Below are 22,467 nucleotides of genomic sequence, written 5' to 3' on the forward strand. Positions count from 1 at the left end.
ACAGAGGTTCGGTGAGCTTGAAAAGGCTGTGATGAACAATCAAAACCGTTCGGTATCACGGCCATACAGGAGCAATAGTATGAAGACGAGTATTCTGCTGATCCATGGCGCCTGGCAGGGGGCCTGGGTCTGGGAAGAGGTAACGGGCCTGTTGGAGCGTCGAGGGATCCGAACGCGCGCACTTGATCTGCCCGGTAGCGGCAATGACCGAACCCCCATAACAGAGGTGACGCTCGCGGGCTATGCCGAAGCAATTGTCGCTGAGGCTCGAGCAATGCAGTCAGAAAGATTGGTATTGGTCGGGCATAGCATGGGTGGTGCTGCCATTACTGCCGCTGCGTCGCTTGCACCTGAGCTGTTCGCGCGGTTGATATATGTTTGTGCCTTCCTGCCGCGCTCCGGCGAGTCAGTGGCTACTTTGGCCTCTGAGGGTCATGTACCCAACGGCGGCGGTCCCCAAATGGAAATGGTTGACAACGGATTAGCATCCCGACTGATTCCGAGTAATATCGCAGATACCTTTCTGAATGATTGTACGCCGGACGTTATTCGCCAGGCCGTTCCGCGATTTCGTCCTCAGGCTCTCGAGCCGATCATCACCCCTGCGGCTTTGACAGCGGACTTCGAGCAGCTATCGAAGGACTATATCCAATGCCGCAAGGACCGGGTACTTCACCCTGAGCTTCAGGTTCTCATGGCCAAGCGTGCCGGAATCAGCAATGTCTTTTCCCTGGAGAGCGGCCACGAACCATTTCTTTCTGTGCCAGGGGAGCTCGTTGATTTGCTGGTGTTGAGGGCTGCTCCCGACGCGCACTAAGAGGGGCGACACTCCCAGACTGAGCACCTAGCTTATCTTGCGCTGCTCATGTGTAGATCGAGGTCTGGAAGGCGTGAAACCTATCGTGATGCAGGTTACTCAACTCTGGTGATTTGCCCCCAGCTTCTTGTACAGCGTGGTCCTGGAAATACCGAGTTGGCTGGCAGTTGCGGAGATATTTCCAGCATTGGCCTGCAGCGCTGATTCGACGGTGCGGCGCACGGTATCCTGCAAGTCGCACCGTCTTTGCTGCTTACCCTCGACTTGCATAGCGGCTGGCAGGTGTTCCAGCAGTATCATCGGCTCGTCACTGGCCAGCGCCGCCGCAAGGCGCAATGTCTGTTCCAGTTGACGAATATTCCCTGGCCAAGTCTGGCGGTGCAGAGCCAGTAACGCCTGGTGCTCCAGCGGTGGCGCAGCGTAGCGTTGACGCAGGCGGTCGATCAAAGTGTTCAGGTCCTGACGCTCACGCAAGGCCGGCAAACTGATTTGCAGGCCATTGAGGCGGTAATAGAGGTCTTCACGAAAACGCTGTTCAACTATGCATTGCTGCAGATCGCAATGGGTGGCACTGATCACCCGCACGTCCAAAGCGTGCCGTGTCGTACTGCCCAGACGAGTGATTTCGCGCTCTTGGAGCACCCGCAATAAACGGGTTTGCAGCGCTGCAGGCATATCACCGATTTCATCGAGTAACAGGGTTCCGCCATGTGCAGCTTCCAGCTGTCCACTGGCCCCACCTTTGCGCGCACCAGTGAAGGTGCCTTCCACATAACCGAAAAGCTCAGCCTCTATCAGGCTTTCCGGGATCGCCGAGCAGTTGATCGCAACGAAGGGCGCTTGGGCGTTCCATTGATCATGTAAAGCACGGGCGAATACCTCTTTACCGGTTCCCGTTTCACCCTGAAGCAAAATGGGAACGCCCGCAGCGAAGGCCTTGCGGGCGTTATCCAACTGACGATTGAGCTGAGGGTCGGCGCCCAGTACGGATACGGAAAGGAGCGGGGGGGAGATGTGTTGTGCAGTTGATTCTCGACGTTGCTCGATCACCTGTGCATACAACCGAGTGCCGTCGCTGAGGGTCAATTGCTGTGGTGTTCGGTGCAGATCGATTGCGCTGCTCTCTTCGAACAGGTGATCCAGGCGCTTGCCGACGGGTCGAAATTGTTCAAGTCCCAACAATCGCTGGGCAGCACGATTGGCGTTTTGAATGCAGCCTGTATGGTCAACTGCCAGGAGGCCTTGTAACGGCGTCCCCAACAGTCGTGGGTCATGCTGCAGCGATAGGATCCGGTAATCGCCCAGAGTGGTAAACAAGCGATTTTCGGCTGCCATCGCCGCGTGACTTAATTGTTCCAATACAGCACCGGCCTGACGGTCGCCGATCCCGGTGATGTCCAGCGCGCCAATCACTTTCCCCTGCAAACCCCGGATGGGCACGCTCACGCAAAAGAAATGCTCGAAATCGCTGAGATAATGCTGGTTGCCGATCAGTACCATCGGAACGCCTTCGGCCAATGTGCAGCTGGGCGCGGTGGTACCAATGTCGGCCTCCTGAATACGGCGTCCAATTTGCAACGGCAGCAGTGGCCCGCCGAGTGTGTGCGTCTGACGAGCATGGACGATGACACCTCGCGGGTTAACGCAGAAAATTGTCCATGAGGCGCCGCCGATCTGTTGCCAAAGTCGGTCGATTTCTGGTTGCACGCATTGCGCAAGTTGTTGGTCGGTCTCATCAAGCGGCAGCAGACTCTCATCCTGCTCTGCCAGCCAGGATTGCCAGGGCAGCAGGCCCGCTTCACGTGATCGTTCCCAGGAGTTAGCGATGGTGTTTGGCAGAAGATTGGAGGGCAGGGCGACACCTTCGACGAAACGCTGGCGGGCAATTACCAGGCGTTGTTGATCGTGCAGGGTGTGGGCATCCATCGAGACACCTTTTCATTGGTTGGAGTCGTGCCGTTGGTAGCTACAGGCTGGTCACGGCACACTCTGATCTATACCTTCGCTAAATCAACGTCAAGGTCAAAACAGCAGCAGTGCCCTCAGGTTGACGCCTACATCCTCCTGAAAACCGCCTACCACATTGATGTCATGGGTTAGCTGCGCACTGAGCTGCACAGTACGCCCGACCATTTGCTGGTACTCAGCGCGCACTTGCTGCACCTCGGTTTTTTGCCCGGTGTACTGACCATCCAGATACTGTTTGCCACCGGTACTGACGCTATAACCCAGGGCTATGCGTTGGGTCGGATTGAAGTCGTAGCGCAAGTTGCCTTGCAGCTGATAAGTGGGGTCTTGTTTGAGCGTCTGGTTGTCGGTGCCTGCATCATCGTTATGCCCATACGCCACGGCATCACCGTACAGCTCCATGGACACTTTACCCCACAGTGGCTCCACCCAACCCAACTGCAAATCGCCCTTAAAACGGTTCTCGCCAAGGTTCAGTGTGTCGTGTTTGTCATAGTGGCCCCAGGGCAGGTATAGCAGCGGGGTAATTCCGAAGTAGCGGCCACTAACCCCGGCGGCTGGCTGATTGACCAGCCAGAAGGTGGCGCCGATGATCGGGTCGGCCAGACCATTGGCGCTACCCAATGACTGGCCTGCAATGCGTGCGTCATACACATGGCCAAAGGGCAGCAGTATTTGCGGATCGATGGTCATACCGCCGATATCCATAAAGTGGATCAATCGCAGGATACTGATGTTCGACTTCAGACTGGTATCCCGCCGGTTATCGGGCGCACCATCAGCGTTGAAACGATCCGCATGGCTATATTGCTGATACCAGGCCGCGACATTCGTACCGGCGGGCAGGGCGGTGTAGTCGCCAGCATTAACGTCGACGGCCAGAGCTTTTGTCGAACTTAGCGCGAGCGCCAGCATACCCAAGGTCTTTGGGGAGAGGATACGCACGAAGAGATTCCTTTTTTTCTTGTTATTAGAGAAACCCCGGAGTGCCATGCGCTCCGGGGCTGTTACTCAGTTGCCGATGCGAATGATCGGTTTGAGAGTGATGCCTTTTTCGCTGTCTTCAGCCGCCTGGTTGATGTCTTTAAAACTGTAGAACTTCACCAGCTTGTCGAAAGGGAAACGCCCTTGCAGGTAAAGGGAGACGAGCTCGGGAATGAACTTCTGCGGCACACTGTCACCTTCAACGATGCCCCGAATTGTCTTGCCTCCCAAGAGCAGGTCATTGACGTCAAACTCCGCGGTGGTACCTAGCGCCGGTGCACCCACCACCCCCAGGCTACCGCGGCTACCCAGTGCATCGACGGCTTGGCGCAGTACTGTCGGGTGCCCCGTGGACTCAAGGGCGAAATTGACACCGCCACCGGTGACTTCGCGTATAAATGCCACCGGATCGGCGTCCTTGCTGTTGACCACGTGAGTCGCGCCTAACTCGGTAGCCAGCGCCAGACGCGAAGGGACGACATCGACCACAACGATCGTGGTGGCCCCCGCGACCCGGGCTGCCAACACTGCACTTAGTCCCACCGCGCCACCGCCGAAGACGGCGAAGCTGCTACCGGGAGTCACCTTGAGTGAGTTGATCACTGCTCCTGCCCCCGTCTGGATACCGCAGCCCAGTGGCCCCAGCAACTCCAACGGTGCTTCGCGGCTCACCTTAACTGCGTTGTTCTCCCGACTCAGGGCCAGCGTGGCGAAGGAGGACTGGGCAAAGAAGTGATCATTCAGGCGCGCTCCTTCCTTGTCCTGCAAGGCACTTTCACCCTGTGGATCGGCCCCGCTGAAATTACGCCCGAAAAAGTCCTGGCAATACGCGGTGTGGCCACTGCCACAGGACAAGCAATGGCCGCAATAACCATAACTCATCACCACGTGATCACCCACTTGAAGCCCCTTGACCAGTGGGCCGATGGCTTCCACGACTCCAGCGCCCTCATGGCCCAGTACTGCAGGCAGCGGCACCGGGTAGTATTGATCCCGGACGATCATATCGGTGTGGCACATGCCGGTGGCGACGATACGCACCAATACTTCATCGCCCCGTGGATTGCGGATCTGTGCAGGCTCCAGCGTGAAGGGGGCACCTTTTCCACGAGTGACCGCGGCGGTAATAGGACGGTAGACAGTTGTGCTCATTATTATTGTTCTCCAGGTTTTACAACGGGTAGGCTGGAGCTTCACCCTTGACGGTGAGCCATTGCCATTGTGTGAACTCTTCCCAGTTGGCTGCGCCGCCGATGCTGGTGCCATTGCCTGATGCGCCCACACCACCGAACGGATTGATGACTTCGTCGTTAACCGTCTGATCATTGATGTGCAGCAGCCCTACGCGCAGTTGTTCGCCGAGCTTGAGTGCGCGACCAACATCCCGGGACAGCACCGCGGCAGACAGGCCATATTCCGTGTCGTTGGCCAGAGCAACAGCCTCTTCGTCGGTATCGAAAGGCACGAGCACGGCAACAGGGCCAAAAATTTCGTCGTTGAAGGCCGGATTTTCACGGGTAACGCCGCCGAGCACAGTCGGCTCAAAAAACAGCCCTTCATAACCACCACCTGCTTCCAGCGTCGCACCGGCTTGTAGCGCGGCTTGTACTACGCGGTGAGCGTGATCACGCTGCTGGGCGTTGATCAGCGGCCCCAGGTGTACTTCGCTGGTGGCGGGGTCGCCGACCGTCAGGCTCTTGGCCTTGACCACCAGGCGTTCGAGGAAGTGGTCATAGATGCCACGTTGTACAAGCAGCCGACCGGTGGACATGCAAATTTGTCCTTGGTGCAGGTAAACGCCCCACGTGGCGTTGGCCAGGGCCAGATCGATATCGGCGTCATCAAGCACGATCAATGAGTTTTTACCGCCCAACTCCAACGAAACTTTTTTCAAATGACGACCTGCGGCTTCGCCAACCTTGCGCCCGGCAGCGGTCGAGCCGGTGAACTGGATCATTGCCACGTGAGGATCACTAGTCAGCGTGGCCCCGGCATCGACACCGCCAGGCAATACGTGCAGCAAGCCTGCAGGCAACCCCGCCAGTTCAAACAACCGGGCAATCACAAATCCGCCGCATACCGCCGTGCGTGGATCTGGTTTGAGTACGACGGCGTTACCTGTTGCCAGTGCCGGAGCAACCGCCCGAATGGCCAGATACAGAGGGAAGTTGAATGGCGAGATCACTCCCACCACACCCAGTGGGCGGCGGCGCGCAAGGCTCAGACGGCCCGGTGTCGAAGGCAACACTTCACCTTGGTTGCGCGAGGGCAGACCAGCGCTTTCGTGCAGAACTTTGATGCTGATGCTGGTTTCGAACGCTGCCTTGGCGCGGGTTGAACCGCTTTCGCGCACCAGCCAGTCAACAATAGCCGCGAAGTGTTGTTCGGCGATTTGTGCGGTTTTACGGAACAACGCCGCGCGCTCGTCGTAAGGCAGCTGGTACCAGGAGATCTGTGCAGCGCTAGCGGCTTTGGCCGAAGCAGCCACTCGAGCGGCATTGGCATTGGCGACGTAACCCAAGAGGTTGCCGGTGGCAGGTTCGAGTACTTGCGTGGCTGCGACGGGGCCAGCCTCCCAAGTGCCGGTGAACAGGCGCTCGTTCCAGAGTTCAGTGGGTAAAAATTTGGCAGGCAAGGATGTGTTACTCATCGTGTGTATCCCTCTTTTTTGATCTTCTGATTTTGGGCCAGTCGTCATCGACTGCGATGGAAAGCACATAGCAGAGGTCGTGCCAGCTTCTTGCGAGCTACGGACATCGGTATTTGAAGTGTTTTTCGAGGTGCTCGAAGGGCGATTGTTCAGATTCTGGACAGAGGAGGGGGAGGACAGTGGTCAGTATCTGGACAATGGATACGACTCGTTGGGCAATGAAAGTGATTGCCTCAGTCACCCAAGTCGATCCCACCGCTTCTTCGGCAACGACTGACTCATATGAGGCGTCCCCGAGTGCCACCAGGGGCCGCGACCATTGAGCACTGACTTGCAGGTCCGTGCTTCGTTAGCACCAGGTGCGTCAGGTTGCGCGCCCTCGAACGTGTTGGTTTGCTTGGCTGCGATGGTCAGTAGGTGCAAATAATCTGAGTCATCCATAGGCCAAGCTTAGCGTCCGAATGCGATCGCAAAACAGACAGTTTGTCGGTGAAGAACACTCTCTGCCGAGTCTTCCTCACGGCAAGCGTTCAGCAATTTTCCTCCAAAACCCGATTCAGGGCACTGCACAAAACGGATAGCGATCTGCGCAAATCGGATATCGACGCGTGCCCGGCGTCCCTACCCTCAGCTGTACGGACGTTTACCGCGTTACCGATGCTCTTAAAAAAACAACAACAAGAGAAAGATGCCATGCGCACGATCGACGTACATGAGGTTATCGACAACGCACGCTTCAACCGCTTTCACTGGATGGTGCTGTTCTGGTGTGCCCTGATCATCATCTTCGATGGTTACGACCTGGTGATCTACGGCGTGGTGTTGCCGATGCTGATGAAGGACTGGGGGTTGAGTCCTTTGCAGGCCGGGGCGTTGGGCAGCTATGCACTGTTCGGCATGATGTTCGGGGCGCTGTTTTTCGGCCCGCTGTCGGACAAGATAGGCCGCAAAAAAGCCATCACCCTATGCGTGATGCTCTTCAGTGGTTTTACCGTGCTCAACGGTTTTGCCAGCAACCCCACCGAGTTTGGCTTTTGCCGGTTCATCGCCGGGTTGGGGATTGGCGGGGTGATGCCCAACGTCGTGGCGCTGATGAACGAGTACGCACCGAAGAAAATCCGCAGCACACTGGTGGCAATCATGTTCAGCGGTTATTCGGTGGGCGGTATGCTTTCGGCCGGGCTGGGTATCGTGCTGATTCCGAGTTTTGGCTGGCAGGCGGTGTTTTACGTGGCGATTCTGCCGTTGCTCTTGTTGCCGCTGATCATGTACTGCCTGCCTGAGTCGGTGGGTTTCATGCTGCGTCAGGGTCGCGATGAAGAGGCGCGTAGCGTTCTCCAGCGCGTTGACCCGGCGTATATCGCGCAAGCCAGCGACCAACTGCATATGACGGCAGTGAAGGGCTCTGGCACCCCGGTTCTGCAACTGTTCCGTGAAGGCCGGGCGGTGCGCACGCTGATGCTGTGGCTGGCGTTCTTCTGCTGCCTATTGATGGTCTACGCCTTGAGTTCCTGGCTGCCGAAACTGATGGCCAACGCCGGTTATAGCCTGGGTTCGAGTCTGTCGTTCCTGCTGGTGCTGAACTTCGGCGCAATATTCGGCGCGGTTGGTGGCGGGGTCTTGGGTGACAAACTCAACCTGCCGCGGGTCTTGGCGGTGTTCTTCGCCATCGCCGCCGTGTCGATCACCTTGCTCGGCTTCAACAGCCCGACGCCAGTGCTGTATCTGCTGATCGCTATTGCCGGCGCCACCACGATCGGCTCGCAGATCCTGTTGTACGCCTGCGCCGCGCAGTTCTATTCCATGGCCATTCGTTCCACCGGTTTGGGCTGGGCTTCGGGTATTGGCCGTAACGGGGCCATCGTCGGCCCGCTGCTGGGCGGTGCGTTGCTGGGGATCAGTCTGCCGCTGCCACTGAACTTCATGGCGTTTGCCTTGCCGGGGGCGGTCGCCGCCATCGCCATGAGCGTGTTCGCCATCAGCAGTCAGCGCAGCAGCAAACGTGTTGCCCAGGCGCTGGCGCCGACCAACGCCTGAACCTCTCCCTGCTGCCGAGCGTCCGGCTTCACCACTCGCGCCGAAACGCTGCGAGTGGCGCACACCAACCTGTCGATCAATAAAAATAAGAGAACAACGATGAAACAGATTTTCCCCACAAGCGGTTCGGTGGTGTCCCTGGCGGTCGTCTGGGGTTTTTCCAGTGGCTTGATGGCTGCGGAAGGTGGCTTTATCGAAGGCACCAGCGCCACCTTGCAGGCGCGCAATTACTACTTCAGCCGGGATTTCTCCGACATCGTCGGGGCCAACAAACAGTCGAAGGCCGAGGAGTGGGCCCAAGGTTTTATCCTAAATGTCAAATCCGGTTACACCCAAGGCACAGTTGGTGTCGGTGTGGATGTCATCGGGCTGCTCGGTCTCAAGCTCGACAGCAGTCCGGACCGGGTCAATACCGGATTGTTGCCGGTCCAGCGCAATGGGCGCGCAGCGGATGATTACAGTCGTCTGGCTGGGGCCTTGAAGCTGCGTTACTCCAGGACGGTGTTGAAAGTCGGTGAGTTGCAACCTGACATGCCGGTGCTGGCCTTCAGCGACATACGTTTGCTGCCGCCCGGTTACCAGGGCGCGAGTATCAGCTCCAGCGAGATCAATGGTCTGACGTTGCAGGCCGGGCATTTGAGTTCGACCAGCCTGCGTAACGAATCCGGCGAGCAAAAGATGCAGGCCATGCTCGGTCATGTGCCGCAACTCCAGGTCAGCAGTGACGGCTTCAACTTTGCGGGCGCCGATTACGCCTTCAACGACAAACGCACCTCGGTCAGCGCCTGGTACGGGCAACTGGAAGATATCTACAATCAGCGCTTCCTCGGCCTCAAGCACAGTGAACCGTTGGGCGACTGGGTCCTGGGTGCCAACCTGGGCTACTACGACTCCCACGAAGACGGTAAAAAATTGCTCGGCAACATCGACAACCGGGCGTTCTTTTCCTTGCTGTCGGCCAAGCGTGGCGGTCACACGTTCTATGCCGGTTATCAGGGCATGTACGGCGACAGCGCCTTCCCACGAGTCTTCGCCAACATCTCGCCGCTGGGTAACGAGGTGCCGACCTACGAGTTTGCCTACACCGATGAACGCTCCTGGCAGGTGCGCTACGACTACGATTTCGCCGCCCTCGGCGTGCCGGGGCTGACCAGCACCGTGCGTTACATCACTGGCAACAACGTCGATACCGGCAAGGGCTACGAGGGCAAGGACCGCGAGCGCGATCTCGATCTTGGCTATGTGCTCCAGAGCGGTACTCTCAAAGGTCTGGGGATACGCGTGCGCAACGCGATGGCGCGTTCCAACTACCGCAGTGATATCGACGAAAATCGCTTGATCCTCAGTTACACATGGACTCTGCTATGACTGACGTGCAAAAACGTAAACCACGCAAGATCGGCGCGGGTTTGTTGCTGATGATCGCCGGTGTGGGAGCGCTGGTGTTGGCCGGCGGCGATAGCGGACGGCTGCTGCTGGCCGCTGGGATCAACCTTGCGTTGCTGTTCGCCGCCGCGCTTTACCATCGCCAACCGACGGCGGTATTGGCGCCTATACATGCGCCTGAGTGGACGGCTCCCGAAGCGGATGTGGCGCTGATTGAAATCCCAGCACTTCCAGTGCAACCGGAGCGCGAATGGCCGGGCGCGGTCATGCAGCTCACGCTGGAGCAGTTGACCGAGTCCGTGCTGCAAACCGAGGAGGATATGCGTTTCGCCAATCAACTGGCACGCACGGCGGGCGAACGGGTAAAGGCGAGTGCGCTGAGCATGCAGTCTTCGGCGAGCGTGCTGGGGGACTTGAACCTGTACATGCAGCGTCTGGATCAAGTGTTCGACGAACTCGGCAGCCAGTCGATGCGCATCGGTGCGATTGTCGGCAGCATTCAGGACATCTCCCGTCAGACCAATCTGTTGGCGTTGAACGCAGCCATCGAGGCGGCTCGGGCAGGTAGCCATGGCCGGGGCTTTGCGGTGGTGGCGGATGAGGTGCGCACCCTGTCGCGTCAGGCGGCCGACTCCAGTGCGCAGATCAGGCAGATCGCGACGGGTCTGGAGCAGTCAGCCGAGCACGCTCGTCAGGGTATCGAGCAATTGTCCGGTTCAACGCGTCTGGGCCTGGAAAAAGCCGAGGTGGCGCTGCAGTCAATGGGCGAACTGCAAAGCGGTGCGGTGGCCAGGGTCGAGGTAGTCGAGCGCATCATGGCGCGCTTGGCCGGCCTGCATGATCTGGCCGTGCAGGCAAAACGAATGGTCGTCTGAGTTGTGCGCTGCGCGATTGATCACAGATCACTCGTGCAGTTGCCCATGACCTGATAGGTCACACGGTGGGTTTGCCCCTGATGATCGACATAGACCATGGTCGCCGGCACGACTTCGCAGGCGGTTGCGGTGTTTGTCACTGAAACCACCTTGGCGATGTCCAGTGGCTGCGCCGGGTTGTACGCGCTGGCTGCGGCGGGCTCGTTGCCGGCGGCCAGGGCAGAGCTGGCGACAACAGTCAGAAACAGGCTGATCAAGGTTTTCATTTGAGTGTGCTCCGTGTGTGTGCTGATGCTTGAAGTCTATTCCTTGCCCGCTACCGATAAAGGGGCGAACACCTGATGCAGCCTTACATGAAACGCAACAGTCAGCGCCCGAGGAGGGCTTATGGATCTGCTCAATAACTTGCGGGTGTTCGTCCGCGTGGTGGACTGCGGCAGCTTTACCGCTGCTGCCGACGCGCTCGATCTTTCGACTGCGCAGGTGTCCCGATTGGTCGCGGATCTGGAGCAGCATGTGCAGGCGCGCCTACTGCAACGCACCACCCGGCGGTTGAGCCTGACCGAGGCCGGTGAGCGCTTTTTGCTGCGCAGTCGGCAAATCCTTGAAGAGATGGCGGAGGCCACTGCCGAAGCTCGTGGCGCTCATCTCAAACCCAGCGGTCGGCTGCGGGTTCACAGCATGCATGGCCTGGGTGTGTTGATCACCCCGCTGATCGCCCGATACTCCGAGCGCTACCCCGACGTGGTGTTCGAGCTGAGCTTGTCGCAGCGCAATCCAGATCCACTGGAAGGAGGCCATGACGTGGTGATTTCGATTGCTCATGAATTGGCCGACTCGCAATTTGTCGCCCAGGTCATCGGGCAGATTTACAGCGTGCCCTGCGCCGCCCCGGATTACCTGCAACGCCACGGTGTGCCAGGTAGTCCGCTGGCGCTGAACGATCATCGCTGTTTGCGCATGCTCGATCCGTTGTACAGCGATCAATGGGTGTTCCATGACGTGCAGGGTGAACAGCGCGTCAGCCCGGCCAAGACCTTTCAGTGTAATGTCGCCGAGTCGATGGTCAAGGCTTGCGAGGCCAGCATGGGCGTGAGTCTGCTGCCGTTCTATACCGCGACGCGGTCGTTGAGTGACGGCACGCTGCTGCGCTTGCTGCCGGCTTATCGTCCGCGTGAGCGCAATGTCTATGCACTGTACCCGTCGCGGCGCTTTCTCGATGCCAAGGTCCGGACCTGGGTGGACTTTCTCAAGGCCGAGTTACCGCGATTGTTCGCCGAGCACGAGGCGGTGATGAGCGATCCACGGCACTGGGCTTGAGGTCGAAGCCTAAAGCTTCGCACTGATTCGACCTGGGATGGCCGCGAGCATGAGCAAAAGTCTGTTGCAAATAGCTTAATAACAGCATCACCAAACCTTTTAAAAGAAGATCAGATTGAGTTCTCGTACCTACCAACGCACTGGATTTGTTCTGCTCTGATCTGATCTGGTTTTTTATGCTTGACCTGAATCTGTTACACGTATCACCGGGAGCGCATATTGGTGCCCATCGAAGTTGCCCCGTGCGAGAGGGCAAGCACTGATGAGGTCCCGAGCATGTATCAATACGACGACTACGACCGTGCACTGGTGCTCGAGCGTGTGGAGCAGTTCCGCGATCAGGTCGAACGCTTTCAATCGGGCGATTTGAGCGAAGAAGAATTTTTGCCTCTGCGTTTGCAAAACGGCCTGTATATGCAGAAGCATGCCTATATGCTACGGGTCGCAATTCCCTACGGCACCCTGGCAGCGCGGCAGTTGCGGACCCTGGCGCGAATCGCTCGCGCCTATGATCGTGGTTATGGACACTTCACCACTAGGCAGAACCTGCAATACAACTGGATCGAACTGCATCAGGTGCCTGAGATTCTGCAGCACTTGGCCGAAGTGGATATGCATGCGATCCAGACCTCAGGTAATTGCGTGCGCAACATCACCACCGAGGCCTTCGCCGGGGTTGCGGCCGATGAACTGATGGATCCGCGACCGTTGGCCGAAATCTTGCGCCAGTGGTCGACGATCAACCCGGAGTTTTTGTACCTGCCGCGCAAGTTCAAGATTGCTATCTGTTCTGCAAAACAGGATCGTGCGGCTATCATGATGCACGACATCGGCCTGTACCTGTATGCCGATGAAACGGGCCATATGCGCCTACGGGTGATGGTCGGCGGTGGGTTGGGGCGCACCCCCATTTTGTCTCAGCAGATTCGTGAGGACCTACCCTGGGAGCATTTGTTGTCTTATGTCGAAGCGGTGCTGCGTGTCTACAATCGCCACGGCCGACGCGACAACAAGTACAAGGCGCGGATCAAGATTCTGGTCAAGGCCCTGGGCATAGACGCCTTTGCCAAGGAAGTGGAGGAGGAATGGCAGCACCTCAAGGACGGCCCGGCACAATTGACTGAGGCCGAGTACCAGCGCGTCGCCCGCGCCTTTGTCGCACCGGCGTATCAATCCCTGAGTGATACCGAACTGGATTTTGGCAGTCAGTTGATGGCTTTCCCTGACTTTGCCCGCTGGGTCTCGCGTAATACCCAGGCGCATAAAGTTCCCGGCTACGTGAGTGTAGTGCTGTCGACAAAGCCTGGTGCGGACACACCGCCCGGCGACCTGACGGCTGCGCAGATGGAGGCGGTGGCCGACTGGTCAGAGCTGTTTGGTTTCGGTGAGATACGTATCGCTCATGAGCAGAACCTGATTTTACCGGATTTGCGCAAAAGCGACTTGCTAGCGCTGTGGACGCTGGCCTGCGAGCATGGACTGGGGGTGGCCAATGCCGGCTTGTTGACTGACATCATTGCCTGCCCTGGCGGGGACTTTTGCGCCTTGGCCAATGCACGTTCACTACCCATTACCGCAGCGATCCAGGCGCGCTTCAATGACCTGGACTTCCTGCATGATCTGGGCGATTTCAGCCTGAACATTTCCGGTTGCATGAATGCCTGTGGCCACCACCACATCGGCAATATTGGCATCCTTGGTGTCGATAAAAATGGCATGGAGTGGTACCAGATCACCCTCGGCGGGGCTCAGGGAAAAGCCGCGACACTGGGCAAAGTGATCGGCCCCTCGTTCAGCGCCGAGCAAATCCCGGATGTCATCGAGTGCATCGTCGACACTTTCGTCGATTATCGCGAAGTCGAGGAAAACTTTATCGACACCTTCTCCCGCATCGGTATCGAGCCGTTTAAGGAGCGGGTCTACCCCAAGCATTCGGAGACCCTGGCATGAACAACTTGCTGAAATGGTGCGAAGGCGGTGCGCGACATGTCCTGGATGATCAATGGACTTTGATCCGTGATAATGAGGGTGAGCTTCCGGCCGGTCCGTTGATTCTGCCACTGGCTCGCTGGCGTCAGCAGCGTGAGGAGAACCAGCAGCAGGCAATGAGCCGGGATGGCATATGGCTCGAACCCGATGATGATTTGGAAAGTCTCGAATTGTGGCTGGATGTATTGCCACTTATCGCCCTGGATTTCCCCAGCTTTCGCGACGGACGTGGCTACAGTCAAGCTTATCTGCTGCGTACGCGGCTGGGCTGGCAGGGTGAATTGCGTGCCATTGGGGACGTGCTGCGAGATCAGCTCAGTCATATGCGCCAGTGCGGCTTCAACAGTTTTGCTGTGCGTGAAGACAAATCCCCTGAAGATGCCCTTAAAGGGCTGACCGGAATGAGCGTGATGTATGGGCGTTCCGTGATCGAACCCCGGCCGCTGTTTCGGCGCCGCTGAACCTTGATGCGCCCGATTCCCTGGTTTGAAATGGCATGACCGATGATGCCAACCTGCTGCATGCAAGTTTTCGGGGAAAGGGCACCGCTGTGCGTCGATGCCGGTTCACCTGCCAGAGTACATCTGTGGTTTCTGGCTTTGTCATGGCCAAAGAGTTCGGCACCCACTAGAACGGATTTTCGTAGTTCACCGGACCAGTCACTGGATCGTTGCTAACTTACGAAATTGTGCCGATGCTGTACTGTCTGGACACTCGGCCAACAGACGCCGCAAAATCGCGACTGCCTCCGTACTCTTGGCCATGGCCCATTTCCATAGCCAGCTCTTTATTCAGCGCCTTGATCTGTCCATTGAAATAGATGAAGTGATCATGCAGGCGCTGCAACAATACCGTCATTCGAATGGGCAACTCATGCTCGGCCAATACTTCGGTCAAACGCCTCATGATCGCCAGGCCTTTGGGCCGGCTGATGCTTAACTCCAATAGGAAACCATGCATTTGATTGGCGGTTTTGGTTCGATCACGTACCAGTGACTCACGCATGCGATGCAGGACGGAAAGGGTTTGCTGCGCTTCGGTTTTAGGTGAGAGGAAGCTTATCGATGGGCGCAAAGCCGCCTCGCAAATGGCTTCGGCATCTACAAAGTCATTCTTGTTAGCTTGACGAAGGGGCGTACGAACTACGGGGAAATCAGCTTGGTCGTATGCCCCATGACTGCCAGTTGGCGAGCGACGAAATGCGCGCCGGAGCAGGCTTCCATCTCCACGGTACAGGCTGGCAGATTGCCGAAGAACTGCATCATCTGCGCACGCGAGCATTTTTTGCGAAACACCTCTTGGCCCGATTGATCCTGGCTGTGCAGGTGGAAACTGTGTTCGCCGAGATCGATACCGATCAGTGCGGACTCGCTCATGATGATGGCCCCAAAAACAAAACACGCTGCAAAAGCGTAGCCCTCGCAGGGTGTGGGGGGGGCCATAGATTTTTGTGGCTGCCCGGGCCGCCTATTGGGGCCGGGTCACTGGGTCAGCCGATTCTTGCCGGCCACGTAGCTTTTTCGCCAGCGGGTGATCTGCACCTTGAGAAACAGCTCGGCCTGGTAGAACGGGTCGGCCTCAATAAATGCCTGTGCCTGTTCGCGGGTGTCCAATTCGACAATGTAGAGCCCGCCGCCCAGCTCGCTGGCATCGTCATCCAACTTGGCCCCGCAAGCGATCAACAGCGCCGCGTGGCGGTCTAGGTACTCTAGGTGGCTGGGCCGGTGTCGGCTCCGGACCGCCTGGCTGCCAGGCTTGTCCCATGTTTCGATTACAAATGGCATACGCAGACTCCTGAAAATGATGAGCCGGGATTCACGGGTGGCCCAGGTACCCCCACAGCAGGACAGTGCAGATGTAGATGGCACCGACCCAGAACATACAGATCACGGTGTAGCCCATCACATCCTTGAGTTTCAGCCTGGACAGGGCTAGGGCCGGGAGGATCCAGAACGGCTGCACCAGGTCGTTCCAGGCGTTGCCCAGCATCACCGCCATGGAGGTCTGGGCCAGCGAGCTGTCCAGGGCTCGGGCAGCCTCGATCATGAAGGGTCCCTGAATCGCCCAGTGGCCGCCGCCGGAAGGGGCGAAGAAGTTGATCAGGAACGAGCTGATCAAGCCCCAGAAAGGCAAGGTCTGCTGGTTGGCCACGTCGACAAAGACTTTGGAGACACTGTCCACCAGACCCGAACCGGCCATGATCGCCATGATCCCGGCATAGAAGGGGTACTGGAGTATGATCCCAGTGATGGTCTTGATACCCTCATTGAGCTTGGCTATGTACTGGGCCGGGGTGCGTAGCAGCAGGATGCCGAGGAACAGAATCAGAAAGTTGACCTTGTTCAGATCGAGGTTAGCCCCGCGGAAAAAGCTCAAGGCCACGTAGCCCAGACCCAGTAGGCCCACCGCCAAGCTCAGCAGTGTGCTGTTGTTGAGCCGGGTGGCCAGGGTGTTGTCGGCGAACAGCCCGTCCACGCCCTGACCACTTTCATCCTTGGCGGCGTACTGGCTGGCGTCGATCTGGGTCACCTGTTCCCCCTGCCGGGGGTGCAGCGCTGCATTCAGCAGAGGCAAGGTCACCAACACTACCAGGGCAGTGAGCAAGATTGGCCAGGAAAAGATCGTTTCGCCGAGGCCTATCAGGCCCATGCTTTTCTGCATCGGATGCCCAGGGGTGGAGATAAGCACCGGGATGGTCGCCGACAGCCCCAGGCCGTAAAGAGTGAAGCCGCTGTAGGCGGCGGCGATGATCAAGGGGTAATGCACCCCGCGGACGTGCAGCGCCAGTTTGCGCGCGACGATGCCGCCGACCACTAGGCCGAAGCCCCAGTTCAGGTAACTGCCAACCCCGCCCACCAGGGTCGCCACGATAATGGCCATTCGCGGCGTGCCGACCCGCACCACAATGGCATTGAGCAGGCGGTCTACCAGGGGCGAGGTGGCCAGCACATAACCCATGGCCAGGATCACCGCCATCTGGGTGGTGAACGCCAGCAGGTTCCAGAAGCCGTCGCCCCAGTGCATCAGGGAGTCCAGCGGGGCCACGTCTTCGACCACCACCGCGAGAAAGATCGCGAGAAAGGTCAGGGCGATGGCGAATACAAACGGATCGGGCAGATAACGCCGCATCAGTTCGGTAAAGAATGAAGTGATTCTGCTCATGGTTTTTCCTTATTGTTATGCAGGTTCGGAGCTTGTAAAGGGGACTTTCAGGGCGCGCTGAGGAACGCCAGCAGTTGCTCGTTGAAGGCGCTGGTGCATTCCCAATTGACTAGGTGGGCGCATTCGAAGTCGCTGAAGCGGGCCCCCGCAATGCCCTGTTGCAGCGCTTGGCCCTGTTCCAAGGTGGCCGCCAGGTCGTGGCGTCCGGAGATCACCCAGGTCCGCGCGCGGATCGCCTGGATACCGCGGCTCAGGTCGGTTTCCCGGAGGATCTGACAGCAGTCGATGTATCCCTGGAGATCACTGCGGCCCACCAGGTCCACCATCACCTGGCAACTGGCGGGGTGGGCCAGGGCCCACTCCGGACGCAGCCAGATTTGTGGCACCACCGTGGCCGCCAGTCGTGCCAGGCCCACATCGCGGACCTGGTCGATGCGCTTGCTCCAGCCCTCCCGGCTGCCGATGCGCGCCGAGGTATTGCACAGCACCAAGCGCTGCAGGCGTTGGGGATGGCGCAAGGCAAAGGACTGGCCTGTCATCCCGCCAAGGGACAGGCCGCAAAAGTGCGCGCTGCGGATGTCGAGGTGGTCGAGCAGCGCCGCGACGTCATCACTCAGGTCGTCGATAGAGGTCGCCCGCTGGTTGCTGGTGCTGGCGCCGTGTCCACGGGTGTCATAGCGCAACACCCGCAGGTGCGGAGCCAGGGCCTGGACCTGGGGCGCCCACATTTCCAGGCCGATGCCGATGGAGTTGGACAGCACCAGGACTGGCGCCTCGGCCGCTCCCTCCAGTTGGTAGTGCAGGCGATTGCCGGCGATTTGAGCGAAGGGCATAACATTCCTTAGGTGACGTTAGGTGTAGCGGGCGCCAGGGCGCTGGCGGTTTGTCGGGCGATGGCGAGACGGATCAGCCACAGCGCCAGCAGTTGGCACAACAGAATCAGCAGCGCGGCGGCGACCAGGGCCTGGGAGAGCCCGATAGCGCCGGGAAGGTGGTTCTTTACGGCGAAGAACGCCCCGCCGATGCTGGCGACGAAAAACGCCGAGCTGCATTGCAGGACGGTATTGATCAGCCCGGCGCTCATGCCCGCCTGGTGGCGGTTGAGGGTGTCGCTGACGACCCCGACCATGGCCGGCAGGGCGAAGCCTTGGCCGGCGCCAAGCAAGACCAGGGGCATGTACAGCAGATCTGGGCGTCCGCTGCCGACGCACAGGACCACTGTCAACATGCTTGCGGCCTGCAGGCTCAAGCCCAGCAGGGCCCCAGGTTTACCTTGGCGCTGGCCAAGAAAGGCGCTGCCCAGGGCGGCAAGGAAAAAGCCCGCGCCGAACGGCAGGATCCGCGCTCCCACCGCCGCTGGGCCAAGTTGGAAACCCGAATGCAGATAGTCGGCATAAATCAGAAAGAACGGCGAAATGGCGTAGAAGCAGAACAGCGCCAGAAAGCCGGGCAACAACGCCGGCAGGCAAAAGATCTCGAGGTCGACAAAAGGGGTGCCGCCGTTGCGCTTGAGCCGGGTTTCCCAGGTGACGAACAGGCCCAGGCTGAAGGCGCTGAGGGCCAGCCCCAGCCACGACCACCAGGGCCAGCCTCGGGGCACCGCTTCGATCAGGCAGGTCAGCAGCGGCAGCAGGAACCCCGCGAACAGCGCACAGCCGCCGATGTCCAGGGCCAGTGGCTGGTGGCGTGGGGATTCGTTGAGCAGGCGCGCCGCCGCCAGCAGGCAGAGCAAGACGATCGGTACATTGATCAGGAACAGGCTGCGCCAGCCCAGTCCGCCGATGTCGGCGGCAATCAGCAGGCCCCCTGCGCCCTGGCCCACCAGGCAGGCCAGGCCGAAAATCGAGGCATACAGAGAGAGGGCCAGCGTTTTGTCCTTGCCGTTGAAATTGGCATGGATCAGGGCCAGGGACTGAGGGGCCATGATGGCGGCGAACAGGCCCTGGACGAAGCGCGCCAGGACCAGCCCCAGATCGCTGCTGGCGGTGCCACAGGCCACCGAGGCGGCGGCAAAGCCGAGCATGCCAAGGATGAAAATCCGCCGAGGTCCGTACCTGTCCCCCAAGCGCCCGCCGAGGATCAGGAAGAGCGCAAAGGCTGCGGCATAGATCGACACCGACGCCTGCATCAGGCCATCGCTGGCCCTCAGGTCGGCCTTGATAAAGGGCAGGGCGATATTGACGATGAAGTAGTCCAGGGGCGGCAGGAACGATCCCACCAGAAGGATCGCCAGGCACAGCCAGCGTCTGGCCCCGGTCTGGGCCACGGCCTGCTCCGGTGTCAGCATTGGCGCACCTGCTGTCCGAAGTTTTCCCGCTCCCTTGCGCCCAGTTCAAGCAGGGCCTGAGCTAGCAGGCGTGGGTGGGTGAGCATGGCTAGGTGCCCGGTGGCCAGGCAGCGGCTGGCAAACACGCCGCTGCCCCGGGCCTGCTCCAGGGCGAGGTCGAAAGCGCTAAAGGGGAACTGGCTGCAGCGAATGTAGCTGTAGGCCAGGTCCCGGCTAAGGTCCACGGGCGTCAACGGCTCGAAGAACGCACGACCCGGATGGGCGCTCAGGCGTTGCTCGACTTCGATACGCAGGGCTGGGTCGTCCAGACCGAACCAGTCGGCGCTCCCCAGTTTGAGCGTCGCTCCCAGGCGCTCACGTTGCCACGTCATGAGCAGGGGCCTGAGGGCGGCGGGCAGGTGTTCCAGCAGCGGTCTGTTGTCCAGGGGCAGGAAAGCGTCGAGAAAAATCACCGAGCGTATCCGGTTGGACAGTTCAGGCAAGGCCGCTGCCGCTACGGCACCGCCGTAGCTCCAGCCCACCAGCACCAGATTTTCCAAGCGATTGTCCGTCACCGTGGCAACGATTTCCCTGGCGTGGCTGTAGAGACCTACCTCGGCGTCGATCGAGTCCTGGAGTTCGGCGACCCCGGCCAGGGTCGGGGTCAATACCCGATGGCCCTCTCCGCGCAGCAGGCTGGCGACCTCGCGCCAGACCCAGCCACCGAAGCCGGCGCCGGGTATCAGGACAAAATCCAGGGAGAATGCATCTGTCGTGCAGGCTATGTGCTTAGACGGCATGGATAAAACGCTCCGTGTTGCCCCACCAGGTGGCGCGTATGGTCCGGCGCTGAATCTTGCCCACGGCGCTGCGGGGCAAGGGCTCGTGTTGCAGGACGATGTGTTTCGGGGTCTTGAACTCGCCCAGGGCTTGGCGGCACAGCTCGCGCAAGACCTGGTCTTCGGTGTCGGCCCCCGGACGCAGGACGCAGATCGCCTGCAAGGCTTCACCGCTGCTGGCGTCGGGTACCCCGAATGCCACCGCCTCCAGGACCTGAGGATGGCCCATGAGCACGTTCTCCACCTCCACCGGATAGATGTTCATCCCCGCGCTGACGACCATTTCTTCCTTGCGATCGAGCAGGTAGAGGTAGTGCTGCTGATCGAGGCGGCCGAGGTCGCCAGTCAGCAGCCAACCCCTATGGAACTTGTCCGCGGTTTTCTGCGGATTATTCCAATAGCCAGGCATCACGCCCTGGCCGCGAATGGCAATCTCCCCAATCTGGCCGTGAGGCAGCACTTGGCCGGCGTCATCCAGCACGCAGACCTGCACGTCGTGACGAGGCCGGCCACAGGACAACAGGCGGCCATCGCCTGGGGCCAAGTCATGTAGGTTCGAGGCCAGCATCACGCTGATGATCCCGGCTTCGACCTGGCCGTAATACTGATACAGGACCTCGCCGAAACACTCGCGCAAACGGCGGATAGTAGCTTCAGCGAGTGGCGCGCCGCCGGTGATCAGGGCCTTGAGCCGGACCAGGGGCGGCTCGCTTGCGGCGGCGGCCAGGCGGGTCAACAGGTTGAGGTCGGCGGGGCCGATAAAACTGTGGGTGACTCGGTGTTCGGTGAGGCAGCGCAGGCAGTCGGCGGCGTCGAAAGCCGGCCTGACCAAGGTGCAGGCCCCGGCGATCCAGGTGGGTAGCAATAGGTAACCGGCACCGTGGGACAGCGGGCTGACCTGCAGGAACACGTCCCCGGCCTGCAGCGGCGGCAGGCCGTATGACCACTCGTAGATCGAATAGAGCCAGGTCCTGTGGCTGATGGGTACGCCTTTTGGCACCCCGGTGGTGCCGCCGCTGTGGCGGATGATGAACAGGTCCTCCTCTGCTACGTCGATGTTCGGCGCGTCGTCCGCCTCGCCCGCAAGCCAGGCCTCATAGCTGGCGCCATAGGTCAGCAACCGTAGGGTGGGGTCTTGCCGTTGCATCTCCCTGGCGGTGTCGACGTGGGCCGGCGAGGTGATCAGCAACTGGCAGTGGGTGTGTTGGACAATGTTCTGCTGGATCGCCAGGGCGCTGCCGGCATACAGCGGCACCCGGACGATTCCAGCGATGGCCAGCCCCACCAGTACGTCCAGGGATTCGACGCTGTTGTCTTCCAGCACCGCCACTCGGGTTCCCGGCTCGATGCCCCAGGCCAGCAGGCCGTTGGCCAAGCGGCAGGCGCGTTGCCAGACCTGCTGAAAGCTGTGGCTGCGCTGCCCATCGCTGACCGCCGGGCGCTTGCCGAAGGCCTGTGCCGCCTGTAGAAGGACATCTTTCACGTTCATAGGGTGAAGTCCTGGTGCTGGTGTGCGGGTTTGTTTCCCGCCAGGACAAACAGCGGCCACTGGAAGTCCAGGTATTCCCGGTCCTCGGGCCAGGCTGCGGCCAAGCGCTCGGACAGTTCGGGGCAAGGGTCGATGCCGTGCTGATCGATGTAGAGCTGGGTCGCGGACCAGGTCCTGATGTAGTTGACGTAGTCCTCCAGGTTCCAGCTGCGCTGGATATGCAGTTCCGGGGTCGGCAAGCGCGGGTAAGGAAAGGGCAGGTCCTTGAGTCCGGCGAACAGGACCTCGGTCTGGGCCGGCCAGAAGTCCTTGAGCAGGCCGAACTGGAAGTCGTTGATCACTTGGTCCAGGGCCGGGGTCAACGGCTCGTTGAAGGCATAGCCGATGATCAGCAGCAATCCCTCGCTGACCAGGCACTGGTCGACCTGGGCGTAAAAGCTCGGGGTGTCTATCCAGTGGATAGCCTGGGCCACACAGACCGCGTCGAACTGCAAGGGAGCGAAACGGGCGTCTTCGGCTGCCAGCACCTGGAAACTAATGTTGGCTACTCGGGGGGCTCGCTTGATTTGCTCTGCGCTGACGTCGGTGGCCGTCACATGCTCAAAGGTCGTCGCCAAGTTGATGGCCGCCTGGCCGTTGCCGGTTGCGCAATCCCACACCTGTTGCGTGCCAGGGCTGTGTGCTC

Annotated in this window: 18 protein-coding genes and 2 pseudogenes; 7 read left to right on the forward strand and 13 right to left on the reverse strand. The window is 59.7% G+C overall.

All coding sequences use genetic code 11. The features are described 5' to 3' along the window. Positions 1 to 79 precede the first annotated feature (79 nt). The gene (locus AC07VG_RS12230) at positions 80 to 817 is read left to right on the forward strand and encodes an alpha/beta fold hydrolase (protein WP_495021220.1); all 738 of its coding nucleotides are present in this window, start codon (positions 80 to 82) and stop codon (positions 815 to 817) included. A gap of 99 nt (positions 818 to 916) precedes the next feature. On the opposite strand, the gene AC07VG_RS12235 is transcribed toward AC07VG_RS12230, so the two are convergent. The 4 genes from AC07VG_RS12235 to AC07VG_RS12250 all read right to left on the reverse strand — a co-directional run bounded on the left by AC07VG_RS12235 (position 917) and on the right by AC07VG_RS12250 (position 6,419). Further along, positions 917 to 2,743, reverse strand: a complete 1,827-nt coding sequence (locus AC07VG_RS12235) for a sigma-54-dependent Fis family transcriptional regulator (RefSeq protein WP_495021221.1) — start codon at positions 2,741 to 2,743, stop codon at positions 917 to 919. A gap of 96 nt (positions 2,744 to 2,839) precedes the next feature. After that, a complete protein-coding gene (locus AC07VG_RS12240) occupies positions 2,840 to 3,730 on the reverse strand; it encodes a transporter (RefSeq protein WP_495021222.1) in 891 nt (296 codons plus the stop codon). Positions 3,731 to 3,796: 66 nt separating this feature from the next. Beyond that, complete coding sequence (locus AC07VG_RS12245; RefSeq protein ID WP_495021223.1) at positions 3,797 to 4,921, reverse strand: NAD(P)-dependent alcohol dehydrogenase; 1,125 nt, start codon at positions 4,919 to 4,921, stop codon at positions 3,797 to 3,799. A 19-nt stretch (positions 4,922 to 4,940) separates the two neighbouring features. Further along, on the reverse strand, positions 4,941 to 6,419 hold the full coding sequence (locus AC07VG_RS12250; protein ID WP_495021224.1) for a benzaldehyde dehydrogenase: 1,479 nt from the start codon (positions 6,417 to 6,419) through the stop codon (positions 4,941 to 4,943). A 693-nt stretch (positions 6,420 to 7,112) separates the two neighbouring features. Here AC07VG_RS12250 and AC07VG_RS12255 point away from each other — a divergent pair. The 3 genes and pseudogenes from AC07VG_RS12255 to AC07VG_RS12265 form a co-directional block, all read left to right on the forward strand. Further along, entirely contained in the window at positions 7,113 to 8,456 is a 1,344-nt protein-coding gene (locus AC07VG_RS12255) for an aromatic acid/H+ symport family MFS transporter (protein WP_495021225.1), read from the forward strand. 99 nt (positions 8,457 to 8,555) lie between these two features. Next, the gene (locus tag AC07VG_RS12260) at positions 8,556 to 9,824 is read left to right on the forward strand and encodes an OprD family porin (RefSeq protein WP_495021226.1); all 1,269 of its coding nucleotides are present in this window, start codon (positions 8,556 to 8,558) and stop codon (positions 9,822 to 9,824) included. 500 nt (positions 9,825 to 10,324) lie between these two features. Then, positions 10,325 to 10,717, forward strand: a pseudogene (locus AC07VG_RS12265) (methyl-accepting chemotaxis protein); the annotation flags it as partial. Positions 10,718 to 10,737: 20 nt separating this feature from the next. On the opposite strand, the gene AC07VG_RS12270 reads toward AC07VG_RS12265, so the two are convergent. Then, positions 10,738 to 10,983, reverse strand: coding sequence for a DUF2790 domain-containing protein (locus AC07VG_RS12270; RefSeq protein WP_495021227.1), 246 nt, complete (start codon positions 10,981 to 10,983; stop codon positions 10,738 to 10,740). A 121-nt stretch (positions 10,984 to 11,104) separates the two neighbouring features. On the opposite strand from AC07VG_RS12270, the gene AC07VG_RS12275 reads away from it, so the two are divergent. The 3 genes from AC07VG_RS12275 to AC07VG_RS12285 all read left to right on the forward strand — a co-directional run bounded on the left by AC07VG_RS12275 (position 11,105) and on the right by AC07VG_RS12285 (position 14,487). Further along, complete coding sequence (locus tag AC07VG_RS12275) at positions 11,105 to 12,037, forward strand: LysR family transcriptional regulator (protein WP_495021228.1); 933 nt, start codon at positions 11,105 to 11,107, stop codon at positions 12,035 to 12,037. A 276-nt stretch (positions 12,038 to 12,313) separates the two neighbouring features. Beyond that, entirely contained in the window at positions 12,314 to 13,987 is a 1,674-nt protein-coding gene (locus AC07VG_RS12280) for a nitrite/sulfite reductase (RefSeq protein ID WP_495021229.1), read from the forward strand. Further along, complete coding sequence (locus tag AC07VG_RS12285) at positions 13,984 to 14,487, forward strand: DUF934 domain-containing protein (protein ID WP_495021230.1); 504 nt, start codon at positions 13,984 to 13,986, stop codon at positions 14,485 to 14,487. The genes AC07VG_RS12280 and AC07VG_RS12285 overlap by 4 nt, the downstream gene beginning before the upstream one ends. A gap of 229 nt (positions 14,488 to 14,716) precedes the next feature. Here AC07VG_RS12285 and AC07VG_RS12290 read toward each other — a convergent pair. The 8 genes and pseudogenes from AC07VG_RS12290 to AC07VG_RS12325 all read right to left on the reverse strand — a co-directional run. Then, a pseudogene (locus tag AC07VG_RS12290) lies at positions 14,717 to 15,402 on the reverse strand (IS110 family RNA-guided transposase); the annotation flags it as partial. Between the two features lie 105 nt (positions 15,403 to 15,507). Further along, positions 15,508 to 15,810, reverse strand: coding sequence for a YciI family protein (locus tag AC07VG_RS12295; RefSeq protein ID WP_495021231.1), 303 nt, complete (start codon positions 15,808 to 15,810; stop codon positions 15,508 to 15,510). Between the two features lie 31 nt (positions 15,811 to 15,841). Then, positions 15,842 to 17,188 carry a short-chain fatty acid transporter gene (locus tag AC07VG_RS12300; protein ID WP_495021232.1) on the reverse strand — a complete coding sequence of 449 codons (1,347 nt, stop codon included), beginning with the start codon at positions 17,186 to 17,188 and terminating at the stop codon, positions 15,842 to 15,844. A gap of 47 nt (positions 17,189 to 17,235) precedes the next feature. Continuing rightward, positions 17,236 to 18,021 (reverse strand): 3-oxoadipate enol-lactonase, encoded by a 786-nt coding sequence (gene pcaD, locus AC07VG_RS12305; RefSeq protein ID WP_495021233.1) that lies wholly within the window; start codon positions 18,019 to 18,021, stop codon positions 17,236 to 17,238. A gap of 8 nt (positions 18,022 to 18,029) precedes the next feature. Next, entirely contained in the window at positions 18,030 to 19,475 is a 1,446-nt protein-coding gene (locus tag AC07VG_RS12310) for an MFS transporter (RefSeq protein ID WP_495021234.1), read from the reverse strand. Next, the gene (locus AC07VG_RS12315; protein WP_495021235.1) at positions 19,469 to 20,254 is read right to left on the reverse strand and encodes an alpha/beta fold hydrolase; all 786 of its coding nucleotides are present in this window, start codon (positions 20,252 to 20,254) and stop codon (positions 19,469 to 19,471) included. The genes AC07VG_RS12310 and AC07VG_RS12315 overlap by 7 nt, the downstream gene beginning before the upstream one ends. Continuing rightward, on the reverse strand, positions 20,244 to 21,782 hold the full coding sequence (locus AC07VG_RS12320) for a class I adenylate-forming enzyme family protein (RefSeq protein ID WP_495021236.1): 1,539 nt from the start codon (positions 21,780 to 21,782) through the stop codon (positions 20,244 to 20,246). Before AC07VG_RS12320 ends, AC07VG_RS12315 begins: the two co-directional genes overlap by 11 nt. After that, entirely contained in the window at positions 21,779 to 22,441 is a 663-nt protein-coding gene (locus tag AC07VG_RS12325) for a class I SAM-dependent methyltransferase (RefSeq protein WP_495021237.1), read from the reverse strand. The genes AC07VG_RS12320 and AC07VG_RS12325 overlap by 4 nt, the downstream gene beginning before the upstream one ends. Positions 22,442 to 22,467 lie beyond the last annotated feature (26 nt).

It is taken from the genome of Pseudomonas sp. GW821-FHT03C07 (genome assembly GCF_059420925.1).

Excerpts from the sequence above, each read along its gene's own strand:
- AC07VG_RS12270 (WP_495021227.1), bottom strand. The coding sequence starts at position 10,983 with ATGAAAACCTTGATCAGCCTGTTTCTGACTGTTGTCGCCAGCTCTGCC.
- AC07VG_RS12235 (WP_495021221.1), bottom strand. The coding sequence starts at position 2,743 with ATGGATGCCCACACCCTGCACGATCAACAACGCCTGGTAATTGCCCGC.
- AC07VG_RS12295 (WP_495021231.1), bottom strand. The coding sequence starts at position 15,810 with ATGCCATTTGTAATCGAAACATGGGACAAGCCTGGCAGCCAGGCGGTC.
- AC07VG_RS12260 (WP_495021226.1), top strand. The coding sequence starts at position 8,556 with ATGAAACAGATTTTCCCCACAAGCGGTTCGGTGGTGTCCCTGGCGGTC.
- AC07VG_RS12250 (WP_495021224.1), bottom strand. The coding sequence starts at position 6,419 with ATGAGTAACACATCCTTGCCTGCCAAATTTTTACCCACTGAACTCTGG.
- AC07VG_RS12275 (WP_495021228.1), top strand. The coding sequence starts at position 11,105 with ATGGATCTGCTCAATAACTTGCGGGTGTTCGTCCGCGTGGTGGACTGC.
- AC07VG_RS12245 (WP_495021223.1), bottom strand. The coding sequence starts at position 4,921 with ATGAGCACAACTGTCTACCGTCCTATTACCGCCGCGGTCACTCGTGGA.
- AC07VG_RS12230 (WP_495021220.1), top strand. The coding sequence starts at position 80 with ATGAAGACGAGTATTCTGCTGATCCATGGCGCCTGGCAGGGGGCCTGG.
- pcaD (WP_495021233.1), bottom strand. The coding sequence starts at position 18,021 with ATGCCCTTCGCTCAAATCGCCGGCAATCGCCTGCACTACCAACTGGAG.
- AC07VG_RS12255 (WP_495021225.1), top strand. The coding sequence starts at position 7,113 with ATGCGCACGATCGACGTACATGAGGTTATCGACAACGCACGCTTCAAC.
- AC07VG_RS12315 (WP_495021235.1), bottom strand. The coding sequence starts at position 20,254 with ATGCCGTCTAAGCACATAGCCTGCACGACAGATGCATTCTCCCTGGAT.
- AC07VG_RS12285 (WP_495021230.1), top strand. The coding sequence starts at position 13,984 with ATGAACAACTTGCTGAAATGGTGCGAAGGCGGTGCGCGACATGTCCTG.
- AC07VG_RS12300 (WP_495021232.1), bottom strand. The coding sequence starts at position 17,188 with ATGAGCAGAATCACTTCATTCTTTACCGAACTGATGCGGCGTTATCTG.
- AC07VG_RS12320 (WP_495021236.1), bottom strand. The coding sequence starts at position 21,782 with ATGAACGTGAAAGATGTCCTTCTACAGGCGGCACAGGCCTTCGGCAAG.
- AC07VG_RS12280 (WP_495021229.1), top strand. The coding sequence starts at position 12,314 with ATGTATCAATACGACGACTACGACCGTGCACTGGTGCTCGAGCGTGTG.
- AC07VG_RS12310 (WP_495021234.1), bottom strand. The coding sequence starts at position 19,475 with ATGCTGACACCGGAGCAGGCCGTGGCCCAGACCGGGGCCAGACGCTGG.